General features: G+C 62.4%; 15 protein-coding genes. 10 read left to right on the forward strand and 5 right to left on the reverse strand.

The genetic code is table 11. From position 1 onward, the window contains the following. The first annotated feature begins 274 nt into the window (after nt 1-274). From tagH to FS777_RS08235, 5 genes are all read left to right on the forward strand, one after another. Nucleotides 275-1450 (forward strand): type VI secretion system-associated FHA domain protein TagH, encoded by a 1176-nt coding sequence (gene tagH, locus FS777_RS08215; protein ID WP_078478125.1) that lies wholly within the window; start codon nt 275-277, stop codon nt 1448-1450. Then, entirely contained in the window at nt 1365-2165 is an 801-nt protein-coding gene (tagQ, locus tag FS777_RS08220; protein ID WP_306107206.1) for a type VI secretion system-associated lipoprotein TagQ, read from the forward strand. Before tagH ends, tagQ begins: the two co-directional genes overlap by 86 nt. Before the next feature lie 127 nt (nt 2166-2292). Beyond that, nucleotides 2293-3186, forward strand: coding sequence for a hypothetical protein (locus tag FS777_RS08225; protein WP_058638542.1), 894 nt, complete (start codon nt 2293-2295; stop codon nt 3184-3186). Continuing rightward, nucleotides 3183-3623, forward strand: coding sequence for a hypothetical protein (locus FS777_RS08230; protein ID WP_058638522.1), 441 nt, complete (start codon nt 3183-3185; stop codon nt 3621-3623). The genes FS777_RS08225 and FS777_RS08230 overlap by 4 nt, the downstream gene beginning before the upstream one ends. Before the next feature lie 32 nt (nt 3624-3655). Continuing rightward, nucleotides 3656-4114 carry a hypothetical protein gene (locus FS777_RS08235; protein WP_058638521.1) on the forward strand — a complete coding sequence of 153 codons (459 nt, stop codon included), beginning with the start codon at nt 3656-3658 and terminating at the stop codon, nt 4112-4114. Nucleotides 4115-4303: 189 nt separating this feature from the next. Here FS777_RS08235 and FS777_RS08240 read toward each other — a convergent pair whose 3' ends face one another. The 3 genes from FS777_RS08240 to FS777_RS08250 form a co-directional block, all read right to left on the reverse strand. Then, nucleotides 4304-5590 carry an MFS transporter gene (locus FS777_RS08240; RefSeq protein ID WP_058638520.1) on the reverse strand — a complete coding sequence of 429 codons (1287 nt, stop codon included), beginning with the start codon at nt 5588-5590 and terminating at the stop codon, nt 4304-4306. A 545-nt stretch (nt 5591-6135) separates the two neighbouring features. Next, nucleotides 6136-7389 (reverse strand): ribonucleotide-diphosphate reductase subunit beta, encoded by a 1254-nt coding sequence (locus FS777_RS08245; protein WP_058604336.1) that lies wholly within the window; start codon nt 7387-7389, stop codon nt 6136-6138. Nucleotides 7390-7604: 215 nt separating this feature from the next. Further along, nucleotides 7605-10484, reverse strand: a complete 2880-nt coding sequence (locus tag FS777_RS08250) for a ribonucleoside-diphosphate reductase subunit alpha (protein WP_027914193.1) — start codon at nt 10482-10484, stop codon at nt 7605-7607. A 674-nt stretch (nt 10485-11158) separates the two neighbouring features. On the opposite strand from FS777_RS08250, the gene FS777_RS08255 reads away from it, so the two are divergent. Then, nucleotides 11159-11857 carry a response regulator transcription factor gene (locus FS777_RS08255; protein WP_058638519.1) on the forward strand — a complete coding sequence of 233 codons (699 nt, stop codon included), beginning with the start codon at nt 11159-11161 and terminating at the stop codon, nt 11855-11857. Between the two features lie 29 nt (nt 11858-11886). Then, nucleotides 11887-13458, forward strand: a complete 1572-nt coding sequence (locus FS777_RS08260; RefSeq protein ID WP_182139888.1) for an ATP-binding protein — start codon at nt 11887-11889, stop codon at nt 13456-13458. Nucleotides 13459-13461: 3 nt separating this feature from the next. Here FS777_RS08260 and FS777_RS08265 read toward each other — a convergent pair whose 3' ends face one another. Together FS777_RS08265 and FS777_RS08270 are read right to left on the reverse strand one after the other, a co-directional pair. Continuing rightward, nucleotides 13462-14163 carry a 4'-phosphopantetheinyl transferase gene (locus FS777_RS08265; protein ID WP_058638517.1) on the reverse strand — a complete coding sequence of 234 codons (702 nt, stop codon included), beginning with the start codon at nt 14161-14163 and terminating at the stop codon, nt 13462-13464. Nucleotides 14164-14319: 156 nt separating this feature from the next. After that, complete coding sequence (locus FS777_RS08270) at nt 14320-15114, reverse strand: dienelactone hydrolase family protein (protein ID WP_058604332.1); 795 nt, start codon at nt 15112-15114, stop codon at nt 14320-14322. 129 nt (nt 15115-15243) lie between these two features. Between FS777_RS08270 and FS777_RS08275 the strand changes: the two genes are divergently transcribed. From FS777_RS08275 to FS777_RS08285, 3 genes are all read left to right on the forward strand, one after another. Next, nucleotides 15244-15849, forward strand: a complete 606-nt coding sequence (locus FS777_RS08275; protein WP_023536250.1) for an outer membrane beta-barrel protein — start codon at nt 15244-15246, stop codon at nt 15847-15849. A 150-nt stretch (nt 15850-15999) separates the two neighbouring features. Next, complete coding sequence (locus FS777_RS08280; RefSeq protein WP_023536231.1) at nt 16000-16677, forward strand: response regulator; 678 nt, start codon at nt 16000-16002, stop codon at nt 16675-16677. Further along, entirely contained in the window at nt 16674-18020 is a 1347-nt protein-coding gene (locus FS777_RS08285) for an ATP-binding protein (protein ID WP_058638515.1), read from the forward strand. Before FS777_RS08280 ends, FS777_RS08285 begins: the two co-directional genes overlap by 4 nt. Nucleotides 18021-18125: the final 105 nt, after the last annotated feature.

Here is an 18125-nt window from a genome sequence, read left to right on the forward strand (position 1 = left end):
TGGCACTTCGAAGTTGCGCATTTATGGTTTATCTATTTGCAGGTGTCAAGGTAAGCTACGCGCCGCCGAGTGCCTGCTGTGACGCTGTTGGCAGTAGCCAGGCACCGCTCGTCATGGATTCTGGTTTGGCTACGGCATTGGCGTTACATACCCTTCATATATTTTTGGTTTTTGCCTGGGCTACGTGAATCAAGCGTTGCAGCGGTGTTCGAGTGGCTTCGCACACTAACTCGAATGGATGGATCGACGTTCTAAACGGATGCAAGGAGGCATGATGGCACTTTGCCTAACTATCACCAGCTATCACAAGATTACCCCTGGACAATGTCCGGAAATGCGGCTGGAGAGCGGTGCCATCACTATTGGTCGCGCGGCTAACAATGACTGGGTACTTCCCGACCCGGAACGGTTGGTATCGTCTCGGCATTGTGTGATCCAGTCCAAGAATGGCCAGTATTACTTGACCGACGACAGCACCAATGGTGTCGAGTTAGTTTGTGCCGGTATTCGTTTGCGTCGTGGTAACAGTGAGCCGTTGATGGATGGCGAAGTTATCCGTATTGGTGAATACGAGATACAGGCGCGGATCGACGCGAGCCTGCCTGGCAGCCTTGAAAGCGAGCCCCAGGCGCACAGTTTCGAAGCGCTGATGGCCAACCAGATGGCCGCCCCGACCATGCCTGCCCCGGCGATTTCCGGGGCGCCGGCTGCGCTCCTGCAGGGGGCTTCGAGCCATGACACCCTGCCTGACCTGTTCGATTTCCTCGGCCCGGCCAGCGTGCCGCCGGTCAGCCAGCCCGACCACGTCCCTGCCCAGCAGCATGACTTTCGCCCACCAACCCCGTTGGCTCCGCCGGCACCGACTGCCGCCCCGGCCACCCCGGGGTTGATTCCGGAAGACTGGGACCTGCTCGGCTCGACGCCGGCTGCAGCGCCGGCGGCAGTGGCCCCGGCTGCGGCTGCGGCTGCGGATATGATATCGCCACCGTCAGCGCCGCCGGTGACAGCGGCAGCGGTCGCGCCGCCTGCCGCTGCGCCCGCACCGGCCATGGCCAGCGACGCCCTGTTGCAGGCGTTCCTGCGCGGCGCTGGCATCGAGCACCTGCGCATCGACGCCGCCGATGCCGCCGCGCAGATGGAGGCCATCGGCCGTAGCTACCGCCTGATGGTAGAGGGCCTGATCGATGTTTTGCGTGCGCGCAGTAGTCTGAAGGGCGAGTTCCGCATGCAGCAGACCACCATTGCCCCGGTGCAGAACAACCCGCTGAAATTCGCCCCCAATGCCGACGAGGCGTTGCTGTTGTTGCTGCGCCACGGCAACCCGTTTCAGCACAGTCCTGGTCGCCGGCTGCTCCAGCTCGCCGGTGTCCAAGGTGGGTGCCACGACCAAGGTCGAGTACTACCCGAGCTGCTACGAGCCGGTGCAGCACTTGCGTTCCACCGACGGTGACATGACCCGCTCGGTGGCCAGCGGTGCGGTCATCGGCGCCCTCGGCGGTGCCTTGACCGGCGCCCTGATCGACGGCGACAACCGCGGCCGCAATGCCGCCATCGGTGCAGCAGGTGGTGCCCTGGTGGGTGGCGCCGCCGGCTACTACACGGAGCGCCAGAAGCAGATCAGCGACGACAAGCAGCGCATCGCCTCGTACGCCACCGACATCGACAAGAGCGCCGCCGACCAGGATCGCACTATGGCCTATGCCAAGGCTTCGCAAAGCTGCTACCAGCGTGAGTTCACCAGCCTGATCGCAGGCCGCAAGGCCAACCGCATCAACGACACCGAAGGGCGCAAGCGCCTGGCCGAGATCGTCTCGGGCCTGCAGGAGTCGAACAAGCTGCTGGCCACCGTCAATGGCCGCGTCGCGGAAAACCTCGACAGCTACACCCAGGCCTACGAGCAGGACTTCAAGCAGGTTGGCGTGGCGCGTACCGAAGTCGCCACCGTGGCCGCACCGGCCAAGACCACCGGCAAGAAGACCCAGGCCAAGAAGGTCAACAAGGCCGTGCCGCAAGAGGCCGTAGCCACCGAGAAGACCCTGCAGAAGGCCGCCACCAAGAAGGCCGAGGCCCAACAGGTGGCCAACGCTGGCGTGGACCAGGTCAACAAGATGTGCCGCAGCCCCGACATGGGTGACTGGGCGCCGGTACCGTGCCCGAACGTGTAATCCCACGCTGCGTTGCGCTCGCGCCGCTGCACCCGCAGCCCGTGTGCAGGTCGCCTGACCTGCCTGGGCCGCGGTTGCGCCGGCGCAGCGGCTTTTTGAAACTAGGAGAGTTGTTGTGACAGACCTGATGACCGACGTGCTCGGCGGCTACCGGCAGCAAATGGCACGCCAGCGGTTGTTGCTGACCCTCGACCAGCAGAAGCTATTCAGGGCCATTGATTCCGACCCGGGTATCGTTGGCGCGGGTGTTGTCTACATCGATGCCCAGTACAACGTGATCGTCCTGCGCGAATTCAAGCCGATCTGCAGCATAGCGCCCAAGCGCGTGATTTTGCAGGAGGCGCCACCTTACAAGTCACCTGAACAGTTCATGACCCAGCTGCAGACCGGCGCTCGTGAGCGCAAGGTGATGGCAAAGGCCGTGAACGCCAGTTTGAGTTGCCTGTCGGCCTACCTGGGTTGGGTCGTCATGTTCAGCGGCACCATTGCCGTACCTTTCACTGGCGGCGCCAGCATGGTGTTGACGGCGGTCGGTTATGCCGCCGCAGCGGCAGGGACCGGGCAGTGCATGATGGGCGGGTATCGGGTGTTCAACGAAGTGTTCGACCCTGGGCAGAACGACTGGCTCGACAGTAATGACACGGTCCAGACGGTAATGAGCATACTCGACGGCGTAGCGCTGGCCGGTGTGGGCGCATCGAGCCTGACCACCGTGCGTTTCCTGCAGGCACGCAAAGCGGCGACCGGCAAGGGCTGGAGAGAGCTGTTCCAGAGCCTGTCGCGGCAGCAGCGCAAGGCCCTGGCCGAGGAACTTCTGCAGATCAAGCACCCGTCGCTCACCGCCAAGCAGCTGAAACTGAAGCAGGCGGCGGGTACCGCGATCAAGCGTTTCACCCCCACCCAAATCCAGCACGCCACGCATACCTTGATCAAGGACTCGATTGGCGGCTTGTCGGGTTTTGCCAGCAGTAGCTTCGTGCAGTCGGTTGCCGTGGGGCTTTATGAGGAAATTGACGAATGACCCATGGCCAGGAACTGCAAGCATTCCTTTCCCGTTATTTCGGCGTGTTCATTGCCGAGTTTTTCTTTTCCTGCATGGCGCTGGGCGGTACCGTCTCGCTGGTGTTCTCCACCTATATGCGCGGTTCAGACCCTGAACTCTCGGTGATGGTGCTGGCGGCAGCCGGTGTAGTGAGCGCCGCCTCGCATATCGCCATGGTGCGTGGCTTTGCCTGGGGCGTGCGCGGTGTGGTCGGCATCCTCGTGGTTGCCTTGCTCGCCGCATTGCCCAGCTACGGTTATCGCCCGCACATGGGGGGGTATATTTCCGTCCTGGTGTTCGGTTTGCTGGCTCTGCTGATCATCAACAGCCAGCGCTACCGGGACATGCGTGTTCGCCTGATGGAGTATCGGGACATCCGTAAATTCAACCGCCGGGTAGCGAAAGCCGGTAAATGACACCTTTGTGTTGATGTAACGAGGCTATCTGAATGAATCTGCGCCAAAAGCGTACCTGGCTTGGCGGTTTGCTGTTGCCCTTGCTCGCCGCCTGCAACGGGCACAAGGTCGAACGCGTCGTGGTGTATGAAAACGACGTCCATCACTGGCGCATCGAGCACGTGGTAGCGCACAACTGGCCTGCTGGGTCTCGCCAGTACTACGAGGTATTTCTCAAAGACCGCTTGCTGATCCTGCCCGCTAACACCTTCAACGACGTGCGCGACATCCGCGAGTTCATTGCCGCCGGCGGCTTCGATATCAGCAACTGGCGCAACGATACGGTCGTTGTGGCGTTCGAGAACGTGCAGGAGCGCAAGGGCGGCAACGAGCACTTTGTCCGCTCGCTGATGATCACCCCGACGCACCAGGAAGGGGAGGTGATACTGGCCGACATGACCACCCGCCAGCAGGTTGCCGTGCAGCGGGTGGAGCCGGGTGGTGATCACTGACGTGGGTGACGGCTTGCGCTGCAACCATAAGGTGAACAGCGGACTGAGGGGGAGTGACACCGGTCTCTCTGGTGCCATTAGCGCTTCCATCTGCTTTCCACTTGCGTGGCCTGAGCGCTCGACCCACTCTGGGCGGATAACGGCACTGCCAGGGACACGGGTCCCTGGCAACTCATGGCTCACGATGGTTCAAATTGGAACCCGATCCTTCCTTGCCATTCGACGATACAACACAACCGTCGAGCACAGCGCACACAGTGCAGCAAATGCGACCCAGTAAGCAGGCGCTGCTTTGTCACCGGTTTCATGGATCAACCAAGTCGACATGACCGGTGTGAAACCGCCGAACAGAGCCGTAGCCAAACTGTAGGCTAGGGAAAAGCCCGCTACCTTCACTTCGACTGGCATGATTTCCGTGAGCGCCGGGATCATCGCACCGTTGTACATCGCATAGAGGAAGGAGAACCACAGCAGTACCTCAAGCATGTGCGCGAAGCTTGCCGCATGGGCCAGGTAAGACAGTGCCGGGTAAGCGGTGAACAAGGTGAGTACGGTCATGGCGATCAGGATTGGTTTACGACCGAAACGGTCGCTGAGCGTGCCGCCGATGGGTAGCCAGATAAAGTTGGACACGCCTACCAGAAGCGTCACCAGCAGCGCGTCGTTTGCGCTCAGGTTGAGCACAGTCTTACCAAAGGTCGGCGCGTACACGGTGATCAGGTAGAAAGCGCTGGTGGTCATGGCGACCATCAACATGCCCGCGATGACTACCGATGAGTTGCGGCCGAGGGTGGCGATCACTTGCTTCATGGTCGGGCGATGCTGACGCTTCTCGAACGCTTCGGTTTCTTGCAGGTTACGGCGCAGGAAGAAGATGAACGGGATGATCAGGCAGGCAGCGGCGAACGGAATTCGCCAGCCCCACTCGCTGATCTCGGCCGGCGCCAGGCTTTGGTTCAGCCCGTAACCCAACGCAGCGGCGACCACGATGGCGACCTGTTGGCTGCCGGATTGCCAGCTGGTATAGAACCCTTTGCGACCTGGTGTAGCCATTTCGGCTAGGTAGACCGACACGCCGCCCAATTCCGCACCGGCGGAGAAGCCTTGCAGCAAGCGGCCAAGTAGTACGAGTGCGGGTGCCCAATAGCCGATCGTGGCAAAGCCAGGGACCAGGACGATGAGCAGCGTGCCACTCGCCATGATTGACAGCGTGACGATAAGGCCTTTGCGGCGGCCCACATCGTCGATGTAAGCGCCCAGAATCACCGCCCCCAGTGGCCGCATGAGGAAACCGGCGCCGAACACCGCGAAGGTCATCATCAGCGAGGCGAATTCGCTGGAGGCTGGGAAGAAAGCTGAAGCGATTTGGGTGGCGTAGAAACCGAACAGGAAGAAGTCAAATTGTTCGAGGAAGTTACCAGATGTAACACGTAGAACCGCCGCGGCCTTGGACCGGGCGGGAGGCGAAGCGGGCATAGACGGTTCTCCAGCATAAATCTGTTCGTTTTTGAGCGGTCAAGCGCCTCGATTATGCTGGACACATCCTGAAATGCTTAATGAAACATTCTGATCACTGCAGCGCAGGGCGCACTCACGCGACACGAGAGCTAACAGGCGCTTGTACCCATTCGCAAAGGTCATCGTTTGACGAAAGAACCGATTTTCAGCCGCAGATTTGTCAGATCACTGGTCTTTTTCCAGGCTCCGGCTGCTTCTCCACGCCGGTACAACCCGCGTTGGCACCAGATAACGTTTTTGTCGCCAGGCAACAGGTGAGCGACCTCCGCTACATCGGCCGTAGACTTTCCGCCTGCTGTAGCACGTGTCGGAGGTGCAGTGAAGGGTTCAGCGTTGACTGGATTTCAGTACAAAAGCTGAATAAGAAAATTTCAGAGGGATTGAGTGCACAATGAGCTCATCCGGGCCTTGTGCACTCAATCAACATCGCTTGTAGCAGGAGGGTTCAGTTTAGTGTTGGTTAAAAAACTTCAGCCGGAAGTGAAAACCTACGCGCTTGAGGATCAATCCCAGCTCAACGCCCCACCGGTCTGATACTCGATCACCCGCGTCTCGAAGAAGTTCTTCTCCTTCTTCAAGTCCATGATCTCGCTCATCCACGGGAACGGGTTGGTCGTGCCTGGGTACTCTTCCTTCAGGCCGATCTGCGTCAGGCGACGGTTGGCGATGAACTTGAGGTAGTCCTCCATCATCGCTGCGTTCATGCCCAATACCCCGCGTGGCATGGTGTCACGGGCGTATTCGATCTCCAGCTGGGTCCCTTGCAGGATCATCTGGGTGGCTTCTTCCTTCATCGCCGCATCCCACAGGTGCGGGTTTTCGATCTTGATCTGGTTGATCACGTCGATACCGAAGTTCAAGTGCATCGACTCGTCACGCAGGATGTACTGGAACTGCTCGGCCACGCCAGTCATCTTGTTGCGGCGGCCCATGGACAGGATCTGGGTGAAGCCGCAATAGAAGAAGATGCCTTCCAGCACGCAGTAGTAGGCGATCAGGTTGCGCAGCAGTTCCTTGTCAGTCTCGACGGTGCCGGTGTTGAATTCCGGATCGGAGATGGCGCGGGTGTACTTAAGGCCCCAGGCCGCTTTTTTCGCGACCGACGGGATCTCGTGGTACATGTTGAAGATCTCGCCTTCATCCATGCCCAGCGACTCGATGCAGTACTGGTAGGCGTGGGTGTGGATCGCCTCCTCGAAGGCCTGGCGCAGGATGTACTGGCGGCACTCGGGGTTGGTGATCAGGCGGTATACGGCCAGGGCCAGGTTGTTGGCAACCAGCGAGTCGGCCGTGGAGAAGAAGCCCAGGTTGCGCATGACGATGCGGCGCTCGTCCTCGGTCAGGCCGTCCTGGCTCTTCCACAGGGCGATGTCGGCGGTCATGTTGACCTCCTGCGGCATCCAGTGGTTGGCGCAGCCGTCGAGGTACTTCTGCCAGGCCCAGTCGTACTTGAACGGGACCAGCTGGTTGAGGTCGGCGCGGCAGTTGATCATGCGCTTCTCATCCACCGCCACACGGGCAGAGGAGCCTTCCAGCTCAGCCAGGCCTTCGGCAACGTCCAGGGCGTCCAGGGCCGCCTTGGCGCGCTTGACGGCCTCGGAGTCCGAGGCCGTGGCGGCGCGAGCTTCCAGGGCCGCGGCACCGCCGGCGCTGTCGAGCTTGTCGAGGGTGGCGGCGGCGTGTGCCTGCGCAGGGGTATTGCCTTTGGCGGCGATTTCGCCGTCATCTTCTTTATCGAATTCGTCCCAGCTCAGCATGGTGAGAGTCTCCTGCTCGAGGGCCATCTGTGGAGTATGGCCGGTAGATCTTGGTTGCGGTGCGGTGCACGCAAATCAGCGGTGCCCGTGGCGGGCTGGCCCCAGCGGCGCGGCTGCGGCTTTTGTATCGAGTAGCGGGGCGGCAGCGCCATACCCGCAGGCTTGCATACAGCTCTACAAAAAAGAGGCTTCCCGCAGGAAGCCTCGGCCTGGCCTTACTGGCAGGCTTCGCAGTCCGGCTCGTCGATCGCGCAGGCCTTGGGCACTGGCGCAGGGCCGGCTGCCTGGACCGGGGCGCTGTCGCCACCGCTGGACACGGCGTTAAGCTTGCCGGTGTTGATGGTCGACTTCTCGGTGCTGGTAGCGGCCAGGGCACGGAGGTAGTAGGTGGTTTTCAGACCACGGTACCAGGCCATGCGGTAGGTCACGTCCAGCTTCTTGCCCGAAGCACCGGCGATGTACAGGTTCAGCGATTGAGCCTGGTCGATCCACTTCTGACGACGGGAAGCGGCGTCGACGATCCACTTGGTTTCCACTTCGAAGGCCGTGGCGTACAGCTCCTTGAGCTCTTGTGGAATACGCTCGATCTGCTGTACCGAACCGTCGTAGTACTTCAGGTCGTTGATCATGACCGAGTCCCACAGGCCACGGGCCTTGAGGTCGCGAACCAGGTACGGGTTGATCACGGTGAACTCGCCCGACAGGTTCGATTTCACGTATAGGTTCTGGTAGGTCGGCTCGATCGACTGCGACACGCCGGTGATGTTGGCGATGGTCGCGGTTGGCGCGATGGCCATGATGTTCGAGTTACGAATACCTTTCTGTACACGGGCACGGACCGGCGCCCAGTCCAGGGTTTCGTTCAGGTCGACGTCGATGTACTTCTGGCCACGGGCCTCGATCAGGATCTGTTGCGAGTCCAGCGGCAGGATACCTTTGGACCACAGCGAGCCCTGGAACGTCTCGTAGGCACCGCGCTCGTCGGCCAGGTCGCAGGAGGCCTGGATGGCGAAGTAGCTGACCGCTTCCATCGACTTGTCGGCGAATTCGACGGCAGCGTCGGAGCCATAGGCGATGTGCTGCAGGTACAGCGCATCCTGGAAGCCCATGATGCCCAGGCCCACCGGACGATGCTTGAGGTTCGAGTTACGCGCTTGCGGCACCGAGTAATAGTTGATGTCGATCACGTTGTCGAGCATGCGCACGGCCGTGTTGACGGTGCGTTGCAGTTTGGCGGTGTCCAGCTTGCCATCGACAATGTGGTTCGGCAGGTTGATCGAGCCCAGGTTGCAGACCGCGATCTCGTCCTTGTTGGTGTTCAAGGTGATCTCGGTGCACAGGTTCGAGCTGTGCACCACGCCCACGTGCTGCTGAGGCGAGCGCAGGTTGCACGGGTCCTTGAAGGTCAGCCACGGGTGGCCGGTCTCGAACAGCATCGAGAGCATCTTGCGCCACAGGTCCTTGGCCTGGATGGTCTTGAACACCTTGATCTTGTTGTACTCGGTCAGGGCTTCGTAGTACTCGTAACGCTCTTCGAAGGCCTTGCCGGTCAGGTCGTGCAGGTCTGGCACTTCCGAGGGCGAGAACAGGGTCCACTTGCCGTCGTCGAAGACACGCTTCATGAACAGGTCAGGGATCCAGTTGGCAGTGTTCATGTCGTGGGTACGACGGCGATCATCACCGGTGTTCTTGCGCAGCTCGATGAATTCTTCGATGTCCAGGTGCCAGGTTTCCAGGTAGGCACACACAGCGCCCTTGCGCTTGCCGCCCTGGTTGACCGCAACAGCGGTGTCGTTCACGACTTTGAGGAACGGCACGACGCCCTGGGACTTGCCATTGGTGCCCTTGATGTAGGAGCCCAGTGCACGCACCGGCGTCCAGTCGTTGCCCAGGCCACCTGCGAATTTGGACAGCATGGCGTTGTCATGGATCGCGTGGTAGATGCCCGACAGGTCGTCCGGGACGGTGGTCAGGTAGCAGCTCGACAGCTGCGGGCGCAGGGTGCCGGCGTTGAACAGGGTCGGGGTCGAGGCCATGTAGTCGAAGGACGACAACAGGTTGTAGAACTCGATCGCGCGCGCTTCCTTGTCCTTTTCTTCCAGTGCCAGGCCCATGGCCACACGCATGAAGAACACCTGTGGCAGCTCGAAGCGCACGCCATCCTTGTGGATGAAGTAGCGGTCGTACAGGGTTTGCAGGCCCAGGTAGGTGAACTGCTGGTCACGCTCGTGATCGATGGCCTTGCCCAGGCGCTCCAGGTCATAGGCTGCCAGTGCCGGGTTGAGCAGCTCGAACTCCACACCCTTGGCGACGTAGGCCGGCAGGGCCTTGGCATACAAGTCGGCCATTTCGTGGTGCGTGGCGCTGTCGGCAACGTTCAGGAAGGCCAGGCCTTCGGCGCGCAGGGTGTCCATCAGCAGGCGAGCGGTGACAAACGAGTAGTTCGGCTCACGCTCGACCAGGGTGCGCGCAGTCATCACCAGGGCGGTGTTGACGTCCTTGATGGCCACGCCGTCGTACAGGTTCTTCAGGGTTTCGCGCTGGATCAGGTCGCCATCGACTTCGGCCAGGCCTTCGCAGGCTTCGCTGATGATGGTGTTCAGGCGCGCCATGTCCAGCGGCGCCAGGCTGCCGTCGGCCAGGGTGATGCGAATGCTTGGGTGCGGCTCGACCACGGCGTCGGTGCTGACGCGGGTGGCGCGCTCCTTGGCGCGCTGCTCACGGTAGATGACGTAGTCACGGGCGACTTTCTGCTCGCCGGCGCGCATCAGGGCCAGTTCGACCTGGTCCTGGATTTCTTCGATGTGGATGGTGCCACCCGATGGCATGCGACGCTTGAACGTGGCCGAGACCTGCTCGGTCAGGCGCGCGACGGTGTCGTGAATGCGCGACGAAGCGGCGGCGGTACCGCCTTCAACTGCGAGGAACGCCTTGGTGATGGCCACGGTGATTTTGTCGTCGGTGTAAGGGACGACAGTACCGTTACGCTTGATCACGCGCAGTTGGCCAGGGGCAGTGGCGGCCAGATCCTGATTGGATTCGGCAACCTGCGGGGCCTTGGCCTGCGGGTTCTCGCGAGTCGTGTCGGTTTGCATGGGTGGGTGTCTCCACAGTTTCTATATTGATCAGGCGCCCAATTGGGCGCCCACCGTTCCGTCCACTTGCTCGATTGCCTGGCGGGGATGCGCAACGCAAGCGCATCCGTCCGCGCGGGCGTACCGACTTCGGGACAGACTCAGGAATAAGGGCAATGGCTTGCCGCTCCCTGGCCGAAGTCAAAAGTTCCGGGTTGCCGGAATCTGTTGCTGATGAGTGCCAGGCTCGCCTGGTGCACCCATGCCCGAACAAGGCCCTGGCAGGGCTTGCCTCGGTCGCCTCCGCAGGAGCGGTTTGGCTGCTGAAACCACCGTAAGTTCAGCCGAAAAATCCGATGATTTTGCGGGTTGACTTTTGTAAGTGATTTTGCGCGAACCCCTATATCTAGTGGTTCGTCGCGATCGCGATACAAGATAATGCGGTATGGGGGTGTTTGCAAGGCGAGCGGCTGTGGATATCTTGTGGGTACTTTGTGAGTGAAACGTAAGTATTCGCTGTAGGCCTTGTGCCCACTGGTTTGAAGTATTTTTCTGCGTCTGCTTGCCGCTGGGCAGTTTTTTTCAGGGGCTGCCAACGCACTCGGATCTTTGTCCGCAGAACCATCCAGTGGGTTGGCTCGGCAGGGCGCTGGTCGTACTATCCAGGGAAAAACAGCACCAACAGGCCCTACGCCATGGATCCAACGCCACCGCGCATCCTCATTGTCGAAGACGATCAGCGTCTGGCCGAGCTGACCGCCGAATACCTGAGCGCCCAAGGGTACGCGGTCAGTGTCGAGGGCGATGGTGCGCGTGCAGCGCGACGCATCATCGATACCCAGCCGGACCTGGTCATGCTGGATGTGATGTTGCCGGGGGAAGATGGCATGAGCATCTGTCGCCGCGTGCGCAGCCGATACCCTGGGCCCATCCTGATGCTCACGGCACGCACCGACGAGCTGGATCAGGTGCAAGGGCTGGACATCGGCGCAGACGACTACGTGTGCAAGCCCGTACGCCCCCGGCTGTTGCTGGCGCGCATCCAGGCCCTGCTGCGTCGCAGCGAGGCGCCTGCGGGCAAGCGCCAGGACCTGACCTTCGGCGCGCTGCGCATCGACAGCCGGGTGCGTGAGGCGTGGCTCGGCGAGCGGCAGATCGAGCTTACGGGCGCCGAATTCGACCTGCTGTGGCTGCTGGCCAGCAACGCTGGCAAGGTACTGACCCGCGAACAGATATCCACGGCGCTGCGCGGTGTCGGCTATGACGGCCAGGACCGCTCCATCGACATACGCATTTCCCGCATCCGCCCTCGCATCGGCGACGACCCCATCCAACCCCGGTTGATCAAGACCCTGCGCAGCAAAGGCTATCTGTTTGTGGGCCAATGCCCGTGAACTCCATTTTCCTGCGCATTTACGGCGGCATGCTGGCGGTGCTGGTGCTGGTGGCGCTGCTGGGGGTGCTCAGCCTGCACCTGGTCAACGAAGTACGTGCCGCCCAGCATCGCGAGGGCCTGGCCCAAGGCACGTTCAGCCTCATGGCAGACAACCTGGCCTTGCAGAGCGACACCGAGCGCAAGCGTTCCCTGCTGCTGTGGGGGCGGCTGCTGGGGGTGCCGCTGCAATTGCAGCCCATGTCGGCCTTCGCCCTCGATGGCACACAACGCGCGCGCCTGTACCGCAGCCTCGTGGTGGTCGAAAAGACCGGCCCGCATGCGGCTCGGGTGTTGCGCAGGGTAGGGCAGCAGGACCTGCTGCTGGTCGCCCAGGTCAGGCAGATCAGCGAGCAACTGGCCCGCGCGACCCTCTACTTGCTGGCCGACGAGTTGGTGCGTTACCCGGTGACCGAACAGCAGCAGCGCCTGGAGCAGATCAAGCGCGACAAGGGCTTCGGGTTCGGGGTTGCCCTGCAGCGCATCGAGCGGGCCAGCCTGGATGACGATCAGCGGCGCCGGGTGGAGGAGGGTGACACGGTGATGGCGCTGGGCATGGATGGCGATTCCATACGCGTGTTCGCCGGGCTCTCCGGCTCGCCGTGGGTACTGGAGATCGGGCCCTTGCACCAGCTCAACCCTTACCCACCCCAGTTGCTGGTATTGATCACCCTGGTTGGGCTGAGCCTGATTGGCCTGGTGGTCTACCTGCTGGTGCGCCAACTGGAGCGGCGCGTGTCCGGCCTGGCGCTGGCCGCGGCGGGCATCGCCCAGGGCAGCCTGGACACACGCGTCCCCGCAGGCGATGCCGACTCGGTCGGGCGCCTGGCCGCTGCATTCAATGGCATGGCCGAGCACTTGCAGCGCTCGCTGTCCATGCAGCGCGAGCTGGTGCGTGCCGTGTCGCACGAGCTGCGCACCCCCGTGGCCCGCTTGCGCTTCGGTCTGGAAATGGTCGAAAGCGCCGCCACCGAGCAGGCCCGCGCCAAGCACCTTGCCGGCATGGACGGCGACATCCAGGACCTGGACAAGCTGGTCGACGAAATGCTCACCTACGCGCGCCTCGAGCAGGGCGCCCCGGCGCTGACATTCCAGCGTATCGACCTGGATGCCTTACTCGATCAGGTCATTGCCGAATTGGCTCCACTGCGCCGTGAGATACGCCTGCTGCGAGGCGATTGCCAGGGCGTCGAAGGCGAGACCTCCTGGGTCGAGGCAGAACCCCGCTACCTGCACCGCGCCGTGCAGAATCTGGTGAGCAATGCCCTGCGCCATGCCGAGCATGAGGTGCGCGTGCGCTACCAGCTAGGCCCGCAGGTCTGCCGTATCGATGTGGAAGATGACGGCCCAGGCATCCCGGAAGGGGTGTGGGACCGCATCTTCACGCCGTTCATGCGCCTGGACGACAGCCGGACCCGGGCCTCCGGTGGCCATGGCCTGGGTTTGTCGATCGTGCGCCGTATCATCTATTGGCACGCAGGCCGTGCCACGGTAGGCCATGGCAAGGCCCTGGGAGGCGCCTGTTTCAGCCTCGCCTGGCCGCGGCAACAGGCGCCGTTGTAGGCCTCAGGCGCTGACCAGGCTCAGCAAATGGCCGTCCTGCAGGCAGAATTGCCCCTGCAATTGATCGCCCTTGCGCCATTGGGCGGACAGGTCGGTGAGCAGGCGCAGCGTGGCCAGCCCTTCAGCGGACCATTCGAGCAGCTCGGCATGTTCGAAGTAAAAGCGCTGACCAGTGAGGGGGTAGAGCGTCTTGAACAGGCTTTCCTTCAGCGAGAAGGTCAGGGTCACGGCCAGGCCCAATTGCCGGTGGTCCAGGCGCTCCAGCTCCATCGGCGTGAGGATCTCGCCCATCAGGCGCTCGGCGCGCTCGTCATCGAGCAGCGCTTCCTGATCCAGCCCCAGCCCGCGACAGCTGCTTTGGGCGGCAACCACCGCCGCCGCCCAGCCTTTACCGTGGGTAATCGAGCCCCGGATACCGGCAGGCCAGATGGGGGAGCGGTCTTGGTGGGTGGTGGGCACGTAGTCCCGGCCATCCAACTGCTGCAATGCAGCACGCGCGCATACCCGTCCGGCGACATATTCAGCCTGGCGCTTGGCGACTGAACGTAGCAGGCCCGCACTGGGTACGATGCCAGCACGCGCGAAATCGTCCGGGGTAATGCTTGTGGGGTCGAAGGCGCAACTGACCAGCACCGCGCCAGGCAGGGGGCGGGGCAAGGGCCAGTGTTGCCGAAGCGAGGTACAGCAGGCAGGAAGGGTAGTCATGCGCGGTATTGTGCCAGCTGAGCACAGGTTGCGGGAGGTGCAGGGCGATGCTGCCCGGCACATGGGCGAAGTTTTCAACACAAGCATGAAGACGCGCCCAGTGTTGCCTACCTGTCACGGTGAGCGCTGGCATCCCATCATGGCTGCCCCGTGTGATCACTCATTGAACACTTGCTTGAAGAACGCCTGCATGTCTGCCCAGGAGCGGTCGTCGGCTGCCTTGTCATAACCAATGTCCGGGCCGCCGTGATCCCCATGGCTCAGTCGGTCGGCATCAGGGTTGGTGAACCCGTGCTTGGCCCCATCGAGGCTGACGAAGCGGTAATTCACCTTCGCCGCGTCCATCTCCGCCTTGAAGGCCTGCACTTGTTCGGCCGTCACCATGCTATCTGCCGCGCCGTGCTCCACCAGAATCGCCGCCCTCACCACCCCAGGCTTTGCTGGAGTAGCGGTAGCCAGGGCGCCATGGAAACTCACCACCCCGTCAAGCTTCTCGCCGCGCCTGGCGGCATCGAGTACCACCTTGCCGCCAAAGCAGTACCCCACAGCGCCCAGGTCATGCTTGTTGGTGTTGGGCTGCAGCTTGAGCAACGCCAGCCCGGCGTCGAAACGCCTGGCAGCAGCCTTGGGGTCCTTGAGTGCTGCCGCCATGAACGCCTGGGCGTCTTGAGGGTGCTCGGTGTGCTTGCCGTCACCGTACATGTCGATGGCCAGGGCGTTGTAGCCCAGCGCTGCCAAGTCCCGGGCGCGCCGTTTGGCGTAGTCATTGAGCCCCCACCACTCATGCACCACCACGATGCCAGGCCGCTTGCCGGTGACGGCGTCGTCATAGGCGTAATAGCCCACCAGCCGGTTGCCGTCGGCATCCTGATAAGGAATCTCGCGGGTCTGTACCGCCGCCTGGGCGAAGGCGGCGGTACACATCAAGGTCAAGGCCAGCAAGGCGCGCATGGTGACTACTCCTGGATTGCGATCGGTTCGTTCAGTCAATGTTCAGCAGGGGTTCAGTCGAGGTTCAGTGTGCCCTGCTTACTCTAGCTTCCAGACCTCAACAGCGCACTCGACTGGAGTAACCTCACCATGAAAACATTCAACACCCTGCTTGCCGCCGTAGCCGTCTGCGCCGCTGGCATGACCAGCGCCCAGGCGGCCGACGAAAACTTCGCCAGCCTCACCTACGGCCAGACCAGCGACAAGGTTCGCAAGTCAGGCCTGCTGCAGCGCAACACCGACCACCTCAACACCGACGGCGTGATCGCCAAGGACGGTACCTGGGGCGTGCGCCTGGGCCGTATCAATGACCAAGGTCGCTACTACATGACCTACGACAACGTCTCCGGTGACCACAGCGGCTTGAAACTTCGCCAGGAAAACCTGCTGGGCAGCTATGACCTGTTCCTGCCCGTAGGCGATACCACCAAGCTGTTCGGCGGCGGTACCCTGGGCATGACCAAGCTGTCCCAGGAATCGCCAGGCCTGAGCCGCGACACCGACTACGGTTACGCCTACGGCCTGCAGGCAGGCGTCATCCAGGACATTACCGACAAGGCCTCGGTCGAACTGGGCTACCGTTACCTGCGCACCAATGCCGCCACCGAAGTCAGCCCCCACGGCGCGCCGAAGGCCGGTACATTGCGCCTGAGTAGCAGCGCGCAGACCTATCTGGCGGCTTCCTACAAGTTCTGACCTGCCCGTCGCGTTATCCTGTAGCGACCCAGGTCTGGCAAGCCAGCTCCAACCAGTGCCATGCTGGGCCATCGGGCCGGTAGGCGCACGCGGTGGGGCTGGCTTGTCAGCATTGGGCACCGTACAGGCACATCCATCAAGGAGCTGCACATGAAACTGCTGGTGGTCGAGGACGAAGCCTTGCTTCGCCATCACCTCTATACCCGCCTGGGGGAAAGTGGCCACGTGGTCGAGGCGGTCGCCAATGCCGAGGAGGCGTTGTACCAGGCCGAGCAGTACCACTTCGACCTGGCAGTGGTCGACCTGGGGCTGCCGGGCATCAGTGGTCTGGAGCTGATCACGCGCCTGCGCAACCAGGCCAAGACCTTCCCCATCCTCATCCTCACTGCCCGCGGCAACTGGCAGGACAAGGTCGAAGGGCTGGCCGCTGGCGCCGACGACTACCTGGTCAAGCCGTTCCAGTTCGAAGAACTGGAGGCGCGCCTCAATGCGCTGCTGCGCCGCTCCAGCGGCTTTACCCAGTCAACCATCGCCGCCGGCCCGTTGGTCCTGGACCTCAATCGCAAGCAGGCCACGCTCGACGAGCAGCCACTGGGCCTGACCGCCTATGAATACCGCATCCTTGAGTACCTGATGCGTCATCACCAGCAGGTGGTGGCCAAGGATCGCCTGATGGAGCAGCTCTACCCTGGCGATGAAGAGCGTGATCCGAACGTCATCGAAGTGCTCATCGGGCGCTTGCGGCGCAAGCTCGAAGGCGAATGCGGCTTCAAGCCCATCGATACCGTGCGCGGGCTTGGCTACCTGTTCACCGAGCGCTGCCGATGATTCGATCCCTGCGCGTGCGCCTGATGCTGGCCGCTGCCGTGTTGGCGGTGCTGTTCATGCTGGCGCTGCTGCCAGCCTTGCAGAAAGCCTTCAGCCTTGCCTTGCAGGAATCGATCGAGCAACGCCTAGCCTCGGACGTGACTACACTGATCTCGGCGGCGCGTATCGAAAACGGGCAGCTGCAGATGCCGGCGCTGTTGCCTGACGAGCGCTTCAACCTGCCCTATACCGGCCTGCTGGGGTACATCTTCGACCGCAGTGGCCACCTGGTCTGGCAGTCCCGGGCCACGGCAGCGCAGAACATCAACTACCAGCCTCGCTACGATGGCCGCGGAAACGAGTTCGCCCGCATCCACCAGGCCAACGGTGAGGAATTCTTCGTCTATGACGTCGAGATAAAGCTGCTGGGCGGCAAGAGTGCTGCCTTCAGCATCGTGGCCCTGCAGCCAGTACGCGACTACCAGCGCACCCTCGACGGCCTGCGTGAAAAACTCTACCTGGGCTTCGGCGCTGCCTTGCTGGCACTGCTGGCGCTGCTCTGGGCAGGGTTGACCTGGGGGTTGCGCTCGCTGCGCCGGCTCAGCCGCGAGCTCGACGATCTGGAATCCGGCGCGCGGGACGGCCTGAGTACCCAGCACCCCCGCGAACTGCTGCGCCTGACCGGTTCGCTGAACCGCCTGCTGCAAAGCGAGCGCGAGCAACGCCAGCGTTACCGGGACTCGCTGGACGACCTGGCGCACAGCCTGAAGACGCCCTTGGCCGTGTTGCAGGGGGTGGGCGAAAGCCTGCAGCAGCACAACGGCGAGCGCGAGCAGGCCAGGGTCCTGCAGAGCCAGATCGAACGCATGAGCCAGCAGATCGACTATCAACTGCAACGCGCCAGCCTGCGCAAGAGCGGCCTGGTGCGCCATAGCGTGGTGCTACGCCCCTTGCTCGACAGCCTGTGCAGCACGCTGGCCAAGGTCTATCGCGACAAGCACGTGGAGGTGACCTTGCAGGTGCCAGACCAGGCACGGGTGCCCGTGGAGCAGGGCGCATTGCTCGAACTGCTGGGTAACCTTCTGGAAAACGCCTACCGCCTGAGCCTGGGCCAGATAAGGGTAAGCCTGTTCAGAGAAGCCGGACGGCTGACCCTGTGTATCGAAGATGACGGCCCAGGCGTGCCCGCCGATCAGCGCCAGCGCATTCTGGAGCGCGGCGAGCGGCTGGACAGCCAGCACCCGGGGCAAGGCATTGGCCTGGCTGTGGTGAAGGACATCATCGACAGCTACGATGCCGAACTGAGCCTCGATGACTCGACGCTTGGTGGCGCCGCCTTCCGTATCACCTTCAATCTGGAATGAGCCCAGGCGGTTTTCCGCCATCTGGGCCGCTCCAGTTCCGCCAGCGGGCGGAAACCCGCCACCCTTGCTCAGGTTTCGCCCCGCCGTTGGGCATGGAAAGCCAGC

The organism is Pseudomonas sp. DE0157, from assembly GCF_007678615.1.
Classification (GTDB): Bacteria; Pseudomonadota; Gammaproteobacteria; order Pseudomonadales; family Pseudomonadaceae; genus Aquipseudomonas; species Aquipseudomonas parafulva_B.

Bases quoted from the DNA above. Each gene is read 5' to 3' on its own strand.
- FS777_RS08250 (WP_027914193.1), bottom strand. From the start codon at position 10,484: ATGCAAACCGACACGACTCGCGAGAACCCGCAGGCCAAGGCCCCGCAG.
- FS777_RS08230 (WP_058638522.1), top strand. From the start codon at position 3,183: ATGACCCATGGCCAGGAACTGCAAGCATTCCTTTCCCGTTATTTCGGC.
- FS777_RS08265 (WP_058638517.1), bottom strand. From the start codon at position 14,163: ATGACTACCCTTCCTGCCTGCTGTACCTCGCTTCGGCAACACTGGCCC.
- FS777_RS08280 (WP_023536231.1), top strand. From the start codon at position 16,000: ATGAAACTGCTGGTGGTCGAGGACGAAGCCTTGCTTCGCCATCACCTC.
- FS777_RS08260 (WP_182139888.1), top strand. From the start codon at position 11,887: ATGCTGGCGGTGCTGGTGCTGGTGGCGCTGCTGGGGGTGCTCAGCCTG.
- FS777_RS08225 (WP_058638542.1), top strand. From the start codon at position 2,293: ATGACCGACGTGCTCGGCGGCTACCGGCAGCAAATGGCACGCCAGCGG.
- FS777_RS08270 (WP_058604332.1), bottom strand. From the start codon at position 15,114: ATGCGCGCCTTGCTGGCCTTGACCTTGATGTGTACCGCCGCCTTCGCC.
- FS777_RS08285 (WP_058638515.1), top strand. From the start codon at position 16,674: ATGATTCGATCCCTGCGCGTGCGCCTGATGCTGGCCGCTGCCGTGTTG.
- FS777_RS08240 (WP_058638520.1), bottom strand. From the start codon at position 5,590: ATGCCCGCTTCGCCTCCCGCCCGGTCCAAGGCCGCGGCGGTTCTACGT.
- FS777_RS08235 (WP_058638521.1), top strand. From the start codon at position 3,656: ATGAATCTGCGCCAAAAGCGTACCTGGCTTGGCGGTTTGCTGTTGCCC.
- FS777_RS08255 (WP_058638519.1), top strand. From the start codon at position 11,159: ATGGATCCAACGCCACCGCGCATCCTCATTGTCGAAGACGATCAGCGT.
- FS777_RS08245 (WP_058604336.1), bottom strand. From the start codon at position 7,389: ATGCTGAGCTGGGACGAATTCGATAAAGAAGATGACGGCGAAATCGCC.
- FS777_RS08275 (WP_023536250.1), top strand. From the start codon at position 15,244: ATGAAAACATTCAACACCCTGCTTGCCGCCGTAGCCGTCTGCGCCGCT.
- tagH (WP_078478125.1), top strand. From the start codon at position 275: ATGGCACTTTGCCTAACTATCACCAGCTATCACAAGATTACCCCTGGA.